Origin of the sequence: Bradyrhizobium sp. ORS 86 (assembly GCF_045571475.1) — a bacterium.
In the GTDB taxonomy this organism is placed as follows: Bacteria; Pseudomonadota; Alphaproteobacteria; order Rhizobiales; family Xanthobacteraceae; genus Bradyrhizobium.
Genome location: NZ_CP120699.1, coordinates 2,857,763 through 2,874,420, shown reverse-complemented (window position 1 = coordinate 2,874,420; position 16,658 = coordinate 2,857,763). Strand labels below are relative to the sequence as shown.

General features: G+C 65.3%; 14 protein-coding genes. 5 read left to right on the top strand and 9 right to left on the bottom strand.

Annotated features, from left to right (window positions below):
- Positions 1-14: 14 nt before the first annotated feature.
- The 3 genes from P6U25_RS12875 to P6U25_RS12865 form a co-directional block, all read right to left on the bottom strand.
- Entirely contained in the window at positions 15-1,823 is a 1,809-nt protein-coding gene (locus P6U25_RS12875; protein ID WP_407151543.1) for a flagellar hook-basal body complex protein, read from the bottom strand.
- A gap of 184 nt (positions 1,824-2,007) precedes the next feature.
- A complete protein-coding gene (gene msrB, locus P6U25_RS12870; protein WP_407151542.1) occupies positions 2,008-2,508 on the bottom strand; it encodes a peptide-methionine (R)-S-oxide reductase MsrB in 501 nt (166 codons plus the stop codon).
- 62 nt (positions 2,509-2,570) lie between these two features.
- The gene (locus P6U25_RS12865; RefSeq protein ID WP_407151541.1) at positions 2,571-4,058 is read right to left on the bottom strand and encodes an NAD(P)/FAD-dependent oxidoreductase; all 1,488 of its coding nucleotides are present in this window, start codon (positions 4,056-4,058) and stop codon (positions 2,571-2,573) included.
- 95 nt (positions 4,059-4,153) lie between these two features.
- On the opposite strand from P6U25_RS12865, the gene P6U25_RS12860 reads away from it, so the two are divergent.
- Together P6U25_RS12860 and P6U25_RS12855 are read left to right on the top strand one after the other, a co-directional pair.
- Complete coding sequence (locus P6U25_RS12860; protein ID WP_407151540.1) at positions 4,154-4,696, top strand: SixA phosphatase family protein; 543 nt, start codon at positions 4,154-4,156, stop codon at positions 4,694-4,696.
- Between the two features lie 135 nt (positions 4,697-4,831).
- Positions 4,832-5,257, top strand: coding sequence for a universal stress protein (locus P6U25_RS12855; RefSeq protein WP_407151539.1), 426 nt, complete (start codon positions 4,832-4,834; stop codon positions 5,255-5,257).
- A 27-nt stretch (positions 5,258-5,284) separates the two neighbouring features.
- Here P6U25_RS12855 and P6U25_RS12850 read toward each other — a convergent pair whose 3' ends face one another.
- On the bottom strand, positions 5,285-5,521 hold the full coding sequence (locus P6U25_RS12850) for a DUF1127 domain-containing protein (protein ID WP_407151538.1): 237 nt from the start codon (positions 5,519-5,521) through the stop codon (positions 5,285-5,287).
- Positions 5,522-5,704: 183 nt separating this feature from the next.
- Between P6U25_RS12850 and P6U25_RS12845 the strand changes: the two genes are divergently transcribed.
- Complete coding sequence (locus tag P6U25_RS12845; RefSeq protein WP_407151537.1) at positions 5,705-7,048, top strand: PLP-dependent aminotransferase family protein; 1,344 nt, start codon at positions 5,705-5,707, stop codon at positions 7,046-7,048.
- A gap of 20 nt (positions 7,049-7,068) precedes the next feature.
- Here P6U25_RS12845 and P6U25_RS12840 read toward each other — a convergent pair whose 3' ends face one another.
- Both P6U25_RS12840 and P6U25_RS12835 read right to left on the bottom strand, forming a co-directional pair.
- Positions 7,069-7,662: a YdcF family protein gene (locus tag P6U25_RS12840; RefSeq protein ID WP_407151536.1), complete on the bottom strand. Its 594-nt coding sequence runs from the start codon at positions 7,660-7,662 to the stop codon at positions 7,069-7,071.
- A gap of 69 nt (positions 7,663-7,731) precedes the next feature.
- Positions 7,732-8,310 carry a hypothetical protein gene (locus tag P6U25_RS12835; RefSeq protein WP_407151535.1) on the bottom strand — a complete coding sequence of 193 codons (579 nt, stop codon included), beginning with the start codon at positions 8,308-8,310 and terminating at the stop codon, positions 7,732-7,734.
- A 119-nt stretch (positions 8,311-8,429) separates the two neighbouring features.
- On the opposite strand from P6U25_RS12835, the gene P6U25_RS12830 reads away from it, so the two are divergent.
- Positions 8,430-8,864 (top strand): hypothetical protein, encoded by a 435-nt coding sequence (locus P6U25_RS12830; protein ID WP_407151534.1) that lies wholly within the window; start codon positions 8,430-8,432, stop codon positions 8,862-8,864.
- A gap of 21 nt (positions 8,865-8,885) precedes the next feature.
- Here P6U25_RS12830 and P6U25_RS12825 read toward each other — a convergent pair whose 3' ends face one another.
- From P6U25_RS12825 to P6U25_RS12815, 3 genes are all read right to left on the bottom strand, one after another.
- Positions 8,886-11,288, bottom strand: a complete 2,403-nt coding sequence (locus P6U25_RS12825) for an EAL domain-containing protein (RefSeq protein WP_407151533.1) — start codon at positions 11,286-11,288, stop codon at positions 8,886-8,888.
- 156 nt (positions 11,289-11,444) lie between these two features.
- A complete protein-coding gene (locus P6U25_RS12820; RefSeq protein WP_407151532.1) occupies positions 11,445-13,448 on the bottom strand; it encodes a S9 family peptidase in 2,004 nt (667 codons plus the stop codon).
- A gap of 81 nt (positions 13,449-13,529) precedes the next feature.
- Entirely contained in the window at positions 13,530-14,948 is a 1,419-nt protein-coding gene (locus P6U25_RS12815) for an MFS transporter (protein ID WP_407151531.1), read from the bottom strand.
- A 596-nt stretch (positions 14,949-15,544) separates the two neighbouring features.
- On the opposite strand from P6U25_RS12815, the gene P6U25_RS12810 reads away from it, so the two are divergent.
- Positions 15,545-16,621, top strand: a complete 1,077-nt coding sequence (locus tag P6U25_RS12810; RefSeq protein ID WP_407151530.1) for a YbhN family protein — start codon at positions 15,545-15,547, stop codon at positions 16,619-16,621.
- The last annotated feature ends 37 nt before the right edge of the window (positions 16,622-16,658 follow it).

The window sequence follows — 16,658 nt, the reverse complement described above, 5'->3', positions numbered from 1 at the left end:
CGTCGTCACCGCGATCAGCGCATCACGTTGAGGAGATCCTGCACCATCGAGTTGGTGGTGGTGATGACCTTGGTGTTGGCGGAATAGGCCTGCTGCGTGACGATCAGCTTGGTGAACTCGTCGGCGATGTCGGTGTTCGAGCTTTCGAGCGAGGACCCGACGATGGTGCCGGCCTTGCCGAACAGCGCGGCGCCGGACTCGTCGGTCGCCTCGAACGCGCCGCCGTCGATGCGCTTCAGGAAGTTGGTGCCGTTGAAAGTCGCAACCGAGATCTCCGCGAGATCGATGTTGCGGCCGTTGGTGTAGTTGCCGACGATACGGCCGTTGGTGGAGACGCTGACCGATTGGAGCTGGCCGGCGGGGAAGCCGTCCTGCTGAATCTGGTTGACCTGGACGTTGCCGTTGGCGTCCGCGAACTGGGTCACGCCGCCGCTGCCGAAATTGATCACCGGGCTGCCGAGCGACACGCCGTTGACGATGGCGTTATTGAGCGTCACCGACGCGATCGGCGGCGACATCTGGCCGTTCGATCCGAAGGTGAAGTTGATGTTGACGTTCTGCCAAGCGACCTGGGTGCCCGTCGCGTTGGGGTTGACCTGGTAGAACAGGTTCCAGGTATCGGTATGCCCGGCGCCGAGCGAGGAGCTGTCGGTCTTGGCCCAACGGAACTGCAGGTTCACCGGCGCGCCCGACACGTCGTAGGCCGTCACCGCGCCGCCCGAGACGCTCTGATCGAGGAAGGCCGAGTTGTCGTTGCCGATCACCTGACCGGTGCCGACGGTGCCGCCACCGCCACGCGTCGCGGTCGCCTTGCCGCCGGCAAAACCGAGCGCCGCGAAGGCCGTCGAGTTCGAGCTCGTGATCGAGAGATCGGCCGAGGTGCCGGTGTGAAGCGTGATCGAGCCACCCGAGATCGACGACGGAGTGGCCGTGCCGGTGATCGAGTCGATCTTTTGCAGCAGGGTCGTGATGTTGTCGGTGACGTTGAGCTGATTGCCGGTGGCGCCGGAGGCGACGAAGGTGATGACGGTGCCGTTGACCGTGATGGTATCGCCGGCAACGAAATTGGCGTTGATCGAGTCCGTGCCGGCGGTGCCGGACAGCGCGGTGTTGCCGGTGTTCGGCACCGACGGCGTCGCCTTGTTGTTCTGCACTGTGCCGGTAGTCGAGGAGTCAGTATAGGGGGCGGCCGGCGTGCCCAGCACCAGCGGGTTGTATCCGGAGCTGAACGAGCCGGGCCGGATCAGTTCGGAGCCCGGGACCGAGGTGTCGTGCTTGGTGGTCAGAGGATAGGACGCGAGATTGGCGCGATAATCGATCTTGGTGGTCTGCTGCGCCGGCAGGAAATCGTTCTTGAACCGCAGCACTTGCGGCGACGAGCCCGAGGGGTTGCCGGTGGTCGGGTCGATCGGCACGCCCTCCAGGTAATAGCCGGCGCCGTTGACGAGATAGCCGTCCTTGTTGAGCTGGAAGTCGCCGCGGCGGGTGTAGCGGTCGACGCCGTCGAACACCGGCGAGCCGTCGGTGAAGCTGCCGGGCTTCTGCACCGCGAAGAAGCCGTTGCCGTTGATCGCCATAAAGGTCGCGACTGACGCGGATTGCACGTCGCCCTGCACCGTGTTGGTGGAGCGGGACTGTGCGGTGACGCCGCCTGCGAGCTGCGCGGTCAGCGCAGTCTGCGGGACAAGGTCCAGGAAAGACGTGTCGATGCGCTTGAAGGCCGTGGTCTGCGAGTTGGCGATGTTGCCGGAGATGTTTTCGAGCGCATACGACCCTGCGCGCAGGCCGCCGACCGCTGTGGTGAGAGCGCCGAAGATACCCATGACATATTCTCCAAATTCAAATTCCGGCGACTCGTAATGAGAGGATCAGCCGCATCGGCGGAGCATGTCGCAAGCCTCGTGCCAGGAAACAAAATGTAACAAAATCATGCGCTTGAAAAAAAAGCCCCGGTCGTTGGACCGGGGCACAATTGCCGGGCCGGCAACAATTGCCGGGAACGACGCCTCAGGTGGCCGAGGGCGTGGCCGGGTGAAACACCAGCGCAAGGCCATCCATGCAGTAGCGTAATCCGGTTGGCTTCGGGCCATCGTCGAAGACGTGGCCGAGATGGCCGCCGCAGCGGCGGCAATGCACTTCGGTGCGAAGCATGCCGTAGGTGCGGTCGGAGGTGGTGCCCACCGCATTCTCCAGCGGCTGATAGAAGCTCGGCCACCCGGTGCCGCTCTCGAACTTGGTGTCGGACGAAAACAGCGGCAGGTCGCAGCCGGCGCAGGCGAAGATACCCTTGCGATGCTCGTTGAGCAGCGGGCTCGATCCCGGCCGCTCGGTGCCCTGATTGCGCAGGATCTCATATTGCTGCGGCGTGAGTTGCGCACGCCACTCGGCGTCGCTCTTCTCGACCTCGAACTTCTCGGCGGCCTTCGCCGGCGAGGCACGCAGCCAGCGGAGAGAGGCGATGCTGAGCAGGCTGGCGACGGAAGCGAGCAGGATACGACGATCGATCATCATTCTTCTCCGAGGCGGACGGCGCATTGTTCGCCATCAGTTACGAAGGCAGCCGCGCAACGTTACACCGGCCCGCCGGGGATCCTTTCACTTTCTTGCGAGATATGCGGATGCGGCTCGTCGTCACGCATCGGCGCGGGCGCCCGTGGTGGCACCCGCGCAGCACCCGGCGGCGGCCGACGGACCGCTCCCCTGGTTCCTGCCTTGAGATTGGCTTCGGCCAGCCGTGCCTCGCGGCGCCGCTCCTTGGCCCGCGCGCCCTCACGGTAGCGCGCCAGCACGCCCGCAGCCGACGAAGCCCCCCTCGCCCACAGGCTGATCAGATGGCCGGCGACGCGCCCGGTAGTGCCGCCGGCCCAGACAAGTTCGAACGGCGAAAACAGCCGCCAGCGGTCGTCGCCCCAGAGGATGCTGCGCGCAATCAACTGGCCGGCGATCGCCGAGGTGTTGAGCCCATGGCGGCCGAAGCCGCTCGCCACCCAGAGACCTCTGCGCAACTGGCCGATCTGCGGCATGCCATGCACCGTGACGCCGACTGCGCCGCCGAACATTTCTGCGATCGGCACCTTGCCGAGTTTCGGGAACATTGTGGCGATCCGCCGCTGCACAGCGCCGCTCAAGCGCTGCGGCCGCGCGTCCCACGTGGTTTCCGGACTGGCCCATAACAGGCGATCACCGCCGACGACGCGGAAATGGTCGATGCCGTCGCTGTCGGTCACCGAGCCCGAAAACGCCACCGCCTCACTGAGCCCTTCGCCGAGCGGCTCGGTCAGTGCCGCGTAGCGCCACACCGGCAGCAGCGTGTCCGACAATCGCTTGAGCGGCGCACCGAGATGGACGTTGCCCGCCAGCACGATGTGCCCGGCGCGCAGCTTCGCCGACGGCGTCACGATGCGCTTGCGGATGCCTGAAAAGTCGATGCTGACGACCGGCGTGTCCTCGAAGATCCGCGCGCCCGCACGGGTCGCCAATTCCGCGAGGCCGTGGACATATCTCCGGCCGTCGATCTGGAACGCCTTCGGATAGTGGATGCCGTGGAAATAGCGGCGGGTTCTGAGCACACTGCGCACGCGATCGACCTGCCAGCCTTCGACCTCGGTCGAGAAATCCTCGGCGAGCATCTGCAGGCGGCCGATCAGCGTCTCGCCGACGTCGACATTGGAGACCTCCAGCGCACCCTCGCTGTAACCGATGCCGGGGATCAATTCCTCGGTGGCGGTGGCGCGGACATATTCGACGCCCTCCCTCGACAGCGCCCAGAGCTCACGCGCATCGTCGAAGCCGACCCGCTCGATCAGATCGGCGATCGGCAGACCGAAACCCGGCATCACCGTGCCGAGATGATGGCCGGAGGCGTTCCAGCCGATCTGGCGGCCCTCGAGCACGGCAACGCTCGCGCCGAGCCGCGCGGCCTCGCGCGCCACTGTCAGGCCGGCAAGCCCTGCCCCGACCACACAGATGTCGACATCGAGGTCGGATCCCAAACGCTCACGGAACGGCGAGGCCCCCCGATTGAGGCCGTCCGCCGCACTTGTGGAAGTCCCGGTCATGGCGTTTTCTTACGAACCGCCGCGGCGCTTGTCACCTTGTCCAGGGCATGAGGCTGTAGAATTAATTTCGACTGAACGAATCGAGATGGAAGTCCATGCGCCGATTGTTGCTGCTGCGTCACGCCAAAACCGAAACCGACGCGCCTTCGGGGCGGGACAAGGACCGCCGTCTCGATCATCGTGGCCACCGCGATGCAGCGGAGATTGGCGGCTGGATCGCCCACCATCCACCGTTCCCGGACCGGGTGTTCGTGTCGCCCGCGGTCCGTGCGGCGCAGACCTGGGAAATCGTGCACGAGGCCATGAAGGGCCTGGCGCCGCAGCCGAAAGTCGAATTCCTGCCGGAACTCTACGGCGCCGATCCGACCCAGTTGCTGACCACGATCCGGATGGCTTCGGTCACCGACCCGAAGCGGCTGATGCTGGTCGGCCACAATCCCGGCATGCATGAGCTCGCCCTGACGCTGACCGGGAGCGGCGAAGACGCCGCCAGGCGCGCGCTCAGCGATAACCTGCCGACTTCGGGGCTGGCCATCTTCGACTTCGCGACCAATGACTGGGACGAGGTATCCTTCCGCCGCGGCAAGCTCGTGCTGTTCGTCAGTCCGAAACTATTGAAGCAGGCCTCACGCAGTTGACGTGGGCGGACATCGCAGCCCCGCCATGCTATAGTTCCAACGCGCGACAGGGGACCGGTTCGCGTCAACACAACAAGAGAGGCACGGCGTCACAGGGACGAAACGGCTCCAGACCATCGCGGACAGGAGGCGCAGATGTACAGCTCCATTCTCGTGCCGATCGACCTCGCCGACACCGATCTGGCGAAGCCGGCGATCGCAACCGCTGCAACGCTCGCGAAGACGTGGAACGGCTCGATCCGCCTGCTCAATGTGCTGCCGATGACGCCGGTGATGCTGGCGGAATATGTGCCTGCGGACTTTGACAGCCAGCAGCGCGAAACGTCGGAAGAGGCCCTTGCCATCGTGGCGCGCGAATCCGGCATCGAGCCGCACCGCATCTCGGGCGTGGTCCGCCAGGGCGGCATCTATCACGAGATCCTCGAAGAGGCCGCCGCGATGAGGGCCGACCTGATCGTGATGACATCGCACCGCCCAGCGATGCGCACCTATTTCCTCGGCTCGAACGCCGGACACGTGGTGCGCTACGCCAAATGCTCGGTGCTGGTGGTGCGGCACTAGCCTTGCGGCGGGTGCCGCCCCAGAAGCTCAGCGGATCCGGATCAGCTCCAAATCGACATTGCCGGCGACGGCGATCTCGATGTGGCAGCGCGGGATCCCGATATCGCGCAAGGACCGGTCGTCGAGCTGGTGCAGGGTCTTGATCGCCTCGCGACGCAACCAATAGACGACGATTGCATCTCTCCGATCTCGGAGCAATCGGAGCAATCTGCCCAACACACCAGGCCGCCTAGGCAGTGCCGCGGCCGACGATATCGTGGTCATTGTCATCTCCTTCGACACCCGCGCGGCAAAAGCAATGCCATTGACGCGACGCGTATTCTGCGTCCGCGCCATCGAGAACCTCGGATTAGCTTACGCTCTCTTCGGTACAATCACGGGCTTGTTCCGTCTTAATTGCTCCGGTAGATTGCTCGGAGCAACTAAAACATTGCTCTCGGTGCAATAATGTCGAGGTTCGAGTATCTGAAGTTGGCGGACGCGGTGGCCGCCGAGATCGCCTCCGGCGCGCTCAAGGCCGGCGACCGCCTGCCCCCGCAGCGTCATTTCGCCTATGAACGCAAGATCGCGGTCTCGACCGCGAGCCGGGTCTACACCGAACTGCTGCGGCGCGGACTCGTGGTCGGCGAAGTCGGACGCGGCACATTTGTGTCGGGCGAGGCACGGCGCGGCGTCGCCGCGCCTACCGAGCCGCGCGGCGCCCGCATCGACCTCGAATTCAACTATCCGCTGCTGCCGCACCAGGCCACGATGATCGCCAAGAGCCTGGAGGGGCTGGAACGGCCCGAGATGCTCGAGGGCGCGCTGCGCCCGGCGACCAGCTTCGGCACGCGGGCGGCACGGACCATCTCCGCGGAATTCCTCACGCGGAAGAGCTGGACGCCGAATCCGGACCAGGTCGTGTTCACCGCCAATGGCCGGCAATGCATCGCCGCGGCGCTTGCCGCTGTGGTGCAGCCCGGTGGGCGCTGCGGCGTGGAGGCGCTGACCTATCCCTTCGTCAAGGGCATCGCCGCACGGCTCGGGATCACGCTCGTGCCGCTCGCGATGGATGCGCACGGCGTACGCCCCGATGCGGTTCAGAAGGCGCACCGCGAGGCGCATCTGTCCGCGCTCTACATCCAGCCGACGATCCAGAACCCGCTCAGCATCACGATGCCGGCGGAGCGGCGCGCCGAGCTGCTGCGCGTGGTCGACAAACTCGGCCTCGTCATCATCGAGGATGCTGTCTACGGATTTCTCGACGACGAGATGCCACTGGCGGCGCTCGCGCCCGATCGCTGCATCGTGCTCGACAGCCTGTCGAAAAAAGTCGCACCGGGACTGGCACTGGGCTTCATCGTCGCGCCGCCACGGCTTCGCGAAAGCATCATGGCCGCGGTGCGCTCGGGCGGCTGGACGGCGTCGGGCTACGCCTTCGCAGCGGGGCAGCGGCTGATGGCCGACGGCACCGCCGCCGAACTGTCGCGCCTGAAGCGGATCGATGCCGGCCGCCGCCAGCAGATGGCGGCAAAGCATCTGGCCGGTTTCGAAATTCAGACCAACCCCAAGTCCTATCACCTCTGGCTGACCTTGCCGCAGCACTGGCGCTCGCAGACGCTGGTCGCAGCCGCGGCACGCCGCGACATCGCGTTGACGCCGTCCACGACCTTCGCCGCCACACCGGGGCACGCGCCCAATGCGGTACGGCTCGCGCTCGCGGCGCCGCCGATGGAGCAGCTTGACGTCGGCCTGCGGACACTGGCGGGGATGCTGAGCGCGACCGAAGAGGATTTCGACTCGACGGAGTAATGCGAGCGGCGCCTCTCCCCTTAACTAACCGGCCAGTCCGCGATAAAACCGTTCGCCTTATAGGGCTCGATCTTGTCCCATTCGCTCAGGACGCGGCGCCGGAATTCCGGATCGGTGTGCCAGAGCGCGCGCGGCGTTGCGAAGGTGTCCACCGTGACCAGCATCTTCTCGACCTCCGGCCAGTGCCGCTGGAGCGTCATCGGATAGCGCCGGGCGGTCCAGGTATTGCCGAGGCAGATCACGCTCTTGATGCTGTCGCGCCCGAGCGCGGCATCGATCACCGGCAGCGAGAAGATCACATTCTCGCCGGTGTTCTGCGCGCGATGTTCTTCGAGGATGCGTTCGGCCGGCACGCCGCGCGCGACCATCGCGGCCTTGATGATCGAGCATTCGGAACGATGATCGCCTGGTGTCACGCCGCCGCTGACCATCGACCAGCGAAAGAGCCCGTTGTGCCAGAGCCGGACCGCCGCCTCCACCCGTTCGGTGACATCCACGCGCGTGCCGAACACGAACAGGAGATCCGCAGGCCGCAGCGGCGTCTCGATCAGGTGCCGCGCATTGATCGCGGCAATCTCGTCATCAGATGGAATCCGTAGACTTCGATCCTGCACGCCCTGCCCCCTGGCCACCCCATCGCAGCTCGACGATGCCGCGCGTGGGCGCACCGACGAAGTCACATTTCATTGCGCTTGATTGCGCGGATTCGGCGGCAGCAGCACCTCGGGCAAATGATCGAAATCGTAGCGACGCGGCCGGTTGCGCGTGACGAAGCCGCCGACCTGCCAGGCAAACAGCGCGGCAAAGCCGACCAGGAACAGCGCGCCGGTCCACTCCGCGGTTGCCAGCGCGCGCAGCAACAGTCCCGTCATCGCGATGGCCAGACCCGCCAGCAGTGCGAGCGCCGCAGCATAGGTCTTCGGCCCGAGGCCTCCCGTCAAGATCGCCCTGCTGCCGGCGGCCCGCATCCGGCGATGCAGTTCGACGATGAAGTCCCGGTAGAGGTGCCCCTGCGGCGCGATCAACGTCGCGGTTTGCCAGGTGGTCGAAAGGACCGCGATGCGGCCGCCTTTGGCGTTGTCGATGTCGGCACGAAACCGCTGCTGTTGCATCGACACCGGACGATAGGACAGCTTGATCGCGGAGATGTCCGAATACTCCCACACACCCGATCTGCCGGCGATCGTCCACGACAGCCCTGCGTCGGTCAGTTCGAACTGATGCGCTGAGCCGATCAGGGAGGCCTTGTAGGCATAGCGCACGGGAGCGCCCGCGCCTGTCTCCGATCGGTCCTGCAACGTTGTTGGCAATCGGCCATTCCGCTTGTTCAAACACGCGCGCGAGCTTGCGCGGCACGCCGCGGCTATCCTACAAGCGACGCATGGCCGAGACGACCTATTTTCCGCGCTACCTGATCCTGGGTGGCGCGATGCTATCCGGAGTGCTGCTGGCGCTGGCCGTGCACATGCTCGGCGCGCGCTACGGGCTCGACCTTGGCGGGCTGTGGCGGTCCGACACACACGAATTCATGCCCGCGGGTGCAGCGATCGCATGGTGGCTGATCGCGACCGTCGGATTCTCGGGCGGCTACTTCACCACCAATCTGATGCAGAGCGCGGTGTCGGGTCAGGTCCCGCGGCGGATGCGGCAGTTCCTGATCGTCGTCGGCGTGCTGGTCCTGGCCGGCACCGGCCAGGCCGCGTCGGCGCCGAGTTCGGTCTCGACCGCTTCCGCCGTGCTCGCCGGCCTCGCCGCGCTATGCCTTGGAGCGGTGATGGCGTTTTGCGGCGCCTATTTCGCCCTGCGCAAGACCTGACTTGGGCGCCCTTCTCGTTGATCAGGCCACGGAACGCTCCGGCGTCCGCCGCAACATCCTGGCCACCTCGGCGGCCGGCCGTGGCGGGCTGAAGAGGTATCCCTGCGCCTGCGTGCAGCCCTCCTGGCGCAGCAGGTCGAACTGGGTATCGGTCTCGACACCCTCGGCCGTGGTCACAATGCCAAGGCTCTTGCCGAGACCGGTGACCGCCCGCACGATCGCCATCGACTCGTCGCGGGTCGCGAGATCGGTGACGAAGGAACGGTCGATCTTGATCTTGTCGAAGGGGAAGCTGCGCAGGTAGCTCAGCGAGGAATAGCCGGTGCCGAAATCATCGAGCGAGATCCGTACGCCGAAGCCGCGCAGTTCATGCAGCACGGCGAGCGTCGCCTCGCTGTTCTGCAGCAGCACCGATTCGGTGATCTCAAGCTCGAGCCTGTCGGCCGCCAGACCGGACTCTTGCAGCGCCGCCTTCACCGACGTCACCAGATTCGGATTCTTGAACTGCACCGGAGAGAGATTGACGGCCACGGCGACGTCCTCGGGCCAGCCCGCGGCGTCGGCACAGGCCTTGCGCAGCACGATCTCGCCGAGCGGAACGATCAGGCCGGTCTCCTCGGCGACCGGAATGAAGTTGTTCGGCGCGATCAAGCCGCGCAATGCGTGACTCCACCGCACCAGCGCCTCGAACGCGACGACGCGATCGCCCGCAACGTCGCGGATCGGCTGGTAGTGGACCTCGAACTCGTCGCGTTGCAGCGCCAGGCGCAGATCGCGCTCCAGCATGCGACGTGCCTGCGCACGTGCGTCCATGCCGGTCTCGAAGAAGCGATAGGTGCCGCGGCCGTCAGCCTTGGCGCGGTACAGCGCGAGATCGGCTTTTTGCAAGAGCTCGTCGGGATCCTTGCCATCCTCGGGCGCGAGCGAGATGCCGATGCTGACGCCGATCACGAGCTGGTGCCCGCCGATCTCGTAGGGGGCGGCGATCGTCTCGACGACGCGGCTTGCGAGCGCCGAGACGACCGATGGTTCGCAATTGCTGCAGAACTGCACGATGGCGAATTCGTCGCCGCCAAGGCGTGCCACGGTGTCATGCTCGGTCACGCACTCGCCGAGACGCCGCGCCACTTCCCGAAGCAGCGCATCGCCCACCGGATGTCCGAGCGTGTCGTTGATCTCCTTGAAATGATCGAGATCGAGGCAGAGCACCGCGACCTGGTCGGAGCGCTTGGCGAGCCGCAGCGCCTTTTCGAGCTGCTCGCGGAACAGCGTCCGGTTTGGCAGATTGGTCAGCGCATCGTGTCGCGCCATGTGCGAAATCTGCTCTTGGGCCTGCTGCCACTCGGTGATGTCCTCGAAGGTCGCGACCCACCCGCCACCCTTCATCGGCTGGTCGACGACACGGATCGCGCGTCCATTGCGATTGATGATCCGCGTCGCGGTGTTGCCGGCCTTCGCCTCGGCGATCAGGCCGGCGCAGAACTCGTCCGGATCGCCATCCCATTCACCGGCGGAGCGAAGGTCCTGCAACACGTCGATCAGCAGGCGTCCGCGCAGCGGCGTGCGGGTGCGGCCCATGACCTCGCTGTAGCGCTCGTTGAAGAGCATGATGCGGCCGTCGGCATCGAACATGCACAATCCCTGCGACATGTTCTCGAGCGCGGTATCCAACACCAGCTTCTGCTTGTGAAGCTCGGTCTTGGCGCGACGGTCGAGGATCGCTGCGATCAGCGAAATGCCGAGAATGGCAAACGCGGCAACGGCAGTCATGAACGACAGCACCGACGGCGATATCGTCAGTCCGTCGGCAACGATGGTCGGATCGGGGATCAGGGTGATCGCGCCCATCGCCGTGAAATGATGGGAGACGATCGCAACCGTCAGCAAACCCGTTGCCGCAGCCGTGTGGCCGAAGGTTTCGCCACGCGCCGCGACGATCAGCGCAAGCGCGGCAAACAGGCCGCCAAACCCGATCGAGGCCGCGACGATGCCGGGCGACCAGGCGATGCGAGCCGGCAATTCGAGCCCCGACATCCCGGTATAGTGCATCGCCGCGACACCGGCACCGACGATCGCGCCGCCGGCGGCGACCGTCCACCAGCGCCCGTCGATCGACGCAACGGCAAGCCCCACGGCCAGGACGGCTACGGCAAGCACCAGCGACATGACGGTGATCGGGACGCTATAGCCGACGCCGATGCCGGGATCGTAAGCCAGCATGGCGACAAAATGAGTGGCCCAAATGCCGCAACCGCCCACCGCCGCATCAAGGCCTATCCAGATGTCGCGTGAGCGGCCCTGCGCGGCACGGGCGCGGTGAAACAGGCTGATCGCAACTGCGCTGGCGAGCATACAGATCACCCCGCCAAGGACGACCAGCCGCCAGTCATGCTCCAAAGTGAGACAGGTGAGAACGCGATACATATAGGCCCCCGTTATGGGCCTATAAAGGCGACCCCATTCGTGTAGGAACGGTAATTACGTGGAGCGAGGTTCCACGGATGGTGAAGAAGGCTTGAACGGCGCGTCGCACCGTCGGAAGTGATCGTGATTTTTCCACCCGGAACACTGTTCGTCTCATCAACGTAGTCCCGGCACAAGGTCGCCTCCGGTCTCGATCTTCAGGGACGAGCCGGCGAAATCACCACCGGTCGGTTGGCAGCGGCCGCCGAGATGCTTGGCGAGAAAAGCTTCAGCGACGCCATAGAAGGCAAGCCGGTTCTGCGGCCGCACAAATCCATGCCCCTCGTCGGCAAATGTGACGTAGGTCACGGGCACGTTGCGCTGCTTGAGCGCGTTGACCATCTGCTCGGATTCGGCGGCGACCACCCTGACGTCACGCATGCCTTGCGCGATCAGGATCGGCCGCATGGCGCGGTCGATATGCGTCAGCGGCGAACGCTCGACTAGGAATGCGTGGCCGGTCTCCGTGCCGGGATCGCCGAGCCGATTCTTCCAGACACTGATCCACGGTCCCCAATAGGGCGGGATGGTCGCCATGAAGGTGACGAGGTTGGAGATGCCGAACAGGTCGACGATGCATGCGAAGACGTCGGGCGTCTTGGTCGCCGCCACCAACGCCGAATAGCCGCCGTAGCTCCCGCCGAAGAAGCCGACGCGTTTGGGATCGGCGATGCCTTGTGCAACCGCCCAATCGACCGCATCGATCAGATCGTCATGCATCTTGCCGCCCCATTCGTGATCGGCGGCGGTGACGAAAGCTTTGCCGAATCCGGTCGAGCCGCGATAGTTGACGCTGAGCACCGCATAGCCGCGGCTGGCAAGCCACTGGTGCACCGGGCTGAACCCCCAACTATCGCGCAGATACGGCCCGCCATGGATCACCAGCACCAGCGGCACGCGGCCGCCTTCGGCCTCCGCCGGCCGGGTCAGGTAGCAGTTGAGGCGCAGGCCGTCGCGCGAACGGATCACGACCGGCTCCAGCTTGCGCAGCGCAACGCCGGCGAGCGACTGGCGCTGGGTGAACAGTTTACGCACCTCGCGCGTCCCGCGGTCAAGCAGCGCGTACTCGCCGCTTTCGGTGTCGCGCTCGTAATACACCGTGCCCAGGCCGTGATCGTGGCTGTTGCTGACGAAGGTGATGTCGCCGGCACCATGGCGGACCAGATCGGCGAGATCCTGCTCCGCAGAATGATCGACAGCATGCCACCGCTTTCGGTCGGTATTGGCCATTGCCGCCAGCGGCCTGCGATTCTCGTCGAAAATCGCGAGCGCGATATCGGCATCGTCATCGGCGGCGAGCAGCGTGGTCCGGCGCGTCGCCATGTCGAACGCGAAGAACGCCGCCTTGTCGCGGCCGCGTGAATCGATCAGGTACAAGGTCTTGCCGTCGGCGCTGAAGTCCAGCAGCTCGGTCGTATCGGAGTCGGCGATCGGCACCGTCATGAACGGCGCCCAGCCGCCGTCCGGACGGCGCTCGAACACCTCGGCCGTGCCGTCCGCGGTCAGGCGCGTCGCCAGGCGGAGCTGGAACGCACTGTCGGTGATGAGGCCGAGATACTCGTGGTTCTCGAAGACGAGCTCGCTTGCGCCCGTCACGATGTTGACGCGGAACAGGTCGAAATAGCGCTTGTCGCGCTGGTTGTGCCGCAGCAGCATCTCCTCGGGAAACTTGCGATCGGCCTCCTGCTTGAACGACTTGACGCCGGTCTCGGGCGTCAGGGGCACGATCGTGCCGCTCACAATGTCGACGCTCGCAGCCCGGAAATTCTCATCGCCATCGTGGTCGCGGAAAAACACCAGATGTCGATTGGTGTAGCCCCAGCTATGATAGACGCCGATATTGCGGTCGGTAACGCGGGTGACGGGCCGCGCCGTCTTGAGATCGGCGAGCGGCGCAATCCAAAGATTGTTCACGCCATCGACGGGAGCGACATAGGACAAATGCGTACCGTCCGGGCTGAGGCGGACGTTGATATAGTCGGGATTGTCGAAGAACACCCTGCGCGCGACCAGGTCGGGCGTCTGCCCGCGCGCCGCGCCGATCCGGTTGGCGAATGGGAGCGAAACGCCGAGCGCGACGGCGCGGCTCAAGAAGAGGCGACGGTCGATTGGAGCAAGCACTTGATCGGCCCCCCGCCGGCGGCAGTCGCCGACCAGGTAACGTTAGATGCGGGTCCGCCGCGGCGCAATCACTGGCTTCGGTCATTGCCGTGCTTGTGATGATGTGCCGGTCCAAATCATCGCGCCCGCAGCCAGCAGCACGCCGGCCGAGATGAGGAGCGACGCATGCAGCCCGGCGATGAAGGCCGAGGAGCGGCCAATCAGCGAGCCGAATAGAGCGACACCGAGCACGCTGCCGGTTTGCCGCGTGGCATTCAGCACGCCGGCCGCAATGCCCGAGCGCTTCGGCTCGACGCTGCCGAGCAGCGCGGATGTCAGCGGCGGCACCAGAAGGCCCAGCCCGGCGCTCATCGCGATCAGTTGCAGGCAGATCGCCAGATAGCTGGTGTCGCGATCGATGCCGAGCATCGCGAGGCAGCCGGCCGCGCCCAGCGCGGTGCCGAGCGCGATGGTCGCAACCGCGCCGATCCGTTCGGCAACGCGTGGCGCAATCAGATTGACCGGCAGGACCGCGCCCAGCATCGGCACGAAGGCAAGGCCGGTCTGGAGCGCCGACAGACCGTTGACCTGCTGAAAGTAAAGGCTCATCACGAAGATCAGGCCGTAGAAGGCGATATTGACGAGCAGGCCGACCAGCGAGGTCGCGGCGAACATCCGCTCCTCGAACAGCGACAGCGGCAACATCGGCTGGGTCGCGCGCGACTCGCGCCAGACGAACAGCACCGCGAAGAACGCCGCCACGACGAAGCCCGCCACCACGAATGGATTGCTCCAACCCAGCGCGCCGCCTTCGATGAGCGCGCCGGCCAGCGTGCCGAGGGCAGCCACCGCGGCGAGCTGGCCCGGCAGGTCGAGCTCGTGCTCCGAATGGCGCGTGGTTTCGTCGGCATAGCGCCAGGCGAGCCATAAGCCTGCAAGGCCGATCGGCAAATTGACCAGGAAGATCGCGCGCCAACCGACCAGCGCGATCAAGCCACCACCGACGAGCGGGCCGGCCGTCAGTGCGAGGCTCGCGCCTGCGGCCCAGATGCCGACAGCACGTCCGCGCGCCTTCTCGTCCGCATAGGCATGGCGAAGCAGCGCGAGCGAGTTCGGCACCAGGATGGCCGCGGCCAGCCCTTGCACGCAGCGCGCCGCGATCAGCGTCGCGGCATTTGGTGCCGCCGCGCAGCCAACCGAGGCCGCGGTGAAGAGCGCGAACCCGGCCATGAAGATGCGCTTGGCGCCGAGGCGGTCGCCGAGCGCACCCGCGGTCAGGATGAAGGCCGCGAAGGCGACCGTGTAGGCGCTCACCACCCATTGCAGTCCGGCAACGCCGCCACCGAGCGAGGTGCCGATGGCGTTGAGTGCGGTGTTGACGATGGTGACGTCGAGCTGCACGACACCGTAGCCGAGGCTCATTGCGGCAAGCGTCAGTGTCGCCGCAAGCCTGGTCGGTTGCGGACGGGAGGCTGCGGGTCGATCCGGCACGGACCCGGCTTTCAGGGATATGCGTTGCATGGCTCACCTCGATCTCTGGCTACCAATGCAACACATAGCCGTCCGTTTCGACAGGACACTTCGCTTTTGATCGAAGTATGATGGCCGCGACCAAGCGGCGCGCGCTTCACGCCGCGCGTCGTTTTGCCTCAATAGACCAACTGACCAACGGACTGGCGCGATATCGGCCCTGCACGGCTCGGCCGGCCCCTCCGATCGTCGGATACGCGGCCTGCGGGCCAACTTATTGTCCTGGTAAACGACGCCGGGGGTGCGGTATCCCCTGCCTCTCATGCATATCGTCCATTCACGAATTGGGACGGCAGGCCAGCAGCGGCGGCAAATGTGCAAAAAATGTGGAGGAAACCGCCGGAACACCGGAACGTGCGGTGAACCGATCGCGGCAAATGCCTTACCTGCGACTCACATTCCACAAGACGAGATCATATGTAGCCAATATGACAACGACGACCGACGGGAGCCGAAGCTTGGCTTGTCAAGGACTGCACAACGCATCGGTTTTGCCTTATGGGTCATCGCGCACGGTGCGTCTGCCCGTCACCCGTCGCCGTTCGTGATCGGGTCCCACTGAAATTGCGCCCCCGCCGGGAGGATGAATGCATCGGCTGCTGACCACGCTCAGGCGTGGCTTCAAGGAAAAGATCGGCTGGAAACGGCTCGGGATCGCTGCGAGTGTGCTCATCATCGTGTTCGCGGTCACGACGCTGGTCCGGACCCTGAAGGGCGTCGATACCGGTATCATCCTCACCGCGCTGACCAACATCGCGCCGCACAGGATCGCGCTGGCGGCCCTGTGCGTCGTCGGCGCCTTCTGCACGCTGACGTTCTATGACTTCTTCGCGCTCCGCACGATCGGCAAGAACCACGTCCCCTACCGCATCGCAGCGCTATCGAGTTTCACCAGCTACACGATTGGCCACAATATCGGCGCGACCGTCTTCACAGGCGGCGCGATCCGGTTCCGGATCTATTCCGACTACGGCCTGACCGCGATCGACGTCGCCAAGATCTGCTTCCTGTCGGGGCTGACGTTCTGGCTGGGCAACCTGTTCGTGCTTGGTTTCGGCATGGCCTGGCACCCCGCCGCGGCATCGGCGATGGACCTCCTGCCGCCTGCAATGAACCGCCTGATCGCGATCGGCTGCCTCGCCGGCATCGCCGCCTATTTCTACTGGCTGCTCACCGGCGACAAACGCCGCGAACTCGGCCAGAACGGCTGGAAGGTGGTGTTGCCGTCGGCGAAGCTGACGCTCCTGCAGGTCCTCATCGGCGTGGTCGATCTCGGCTTCTGTGCGCTCGCGATGTACCTGCTGATGCCGACCGAGCCCTATATCGACTTCGTTTCGCTGGCCGTCGTGTTCATCCTGGCCACCCTGCTCGGGTTCGCCAGTCACGCCCCGGGCTCGATCGGCGTGTTCGATGCTGCGATGCTAGTGGCGCTGCCGGAATTCAGCAAGGAACAGCTCCTGGCGACGCTGGTCGTGTTCCGCATCCTCTATTTCCTGATTCCGTTCGGGATTTCGATCTCGATCATGGGCATGCGCGAGTTTTGGCTCAACGTGGTGCAGCCCTGGCAGGAACGAAAGCGACTTAGCCAAGCCTGCACGGCTTCGGCGACCGTGCGGCAGCCGATCGAAAGCCGACAGCAGCGGATCAGGCGGCTGAAAAGGTAACAGCGACGTTATCGCCCCACGGGGTTTTTCGCCCCCA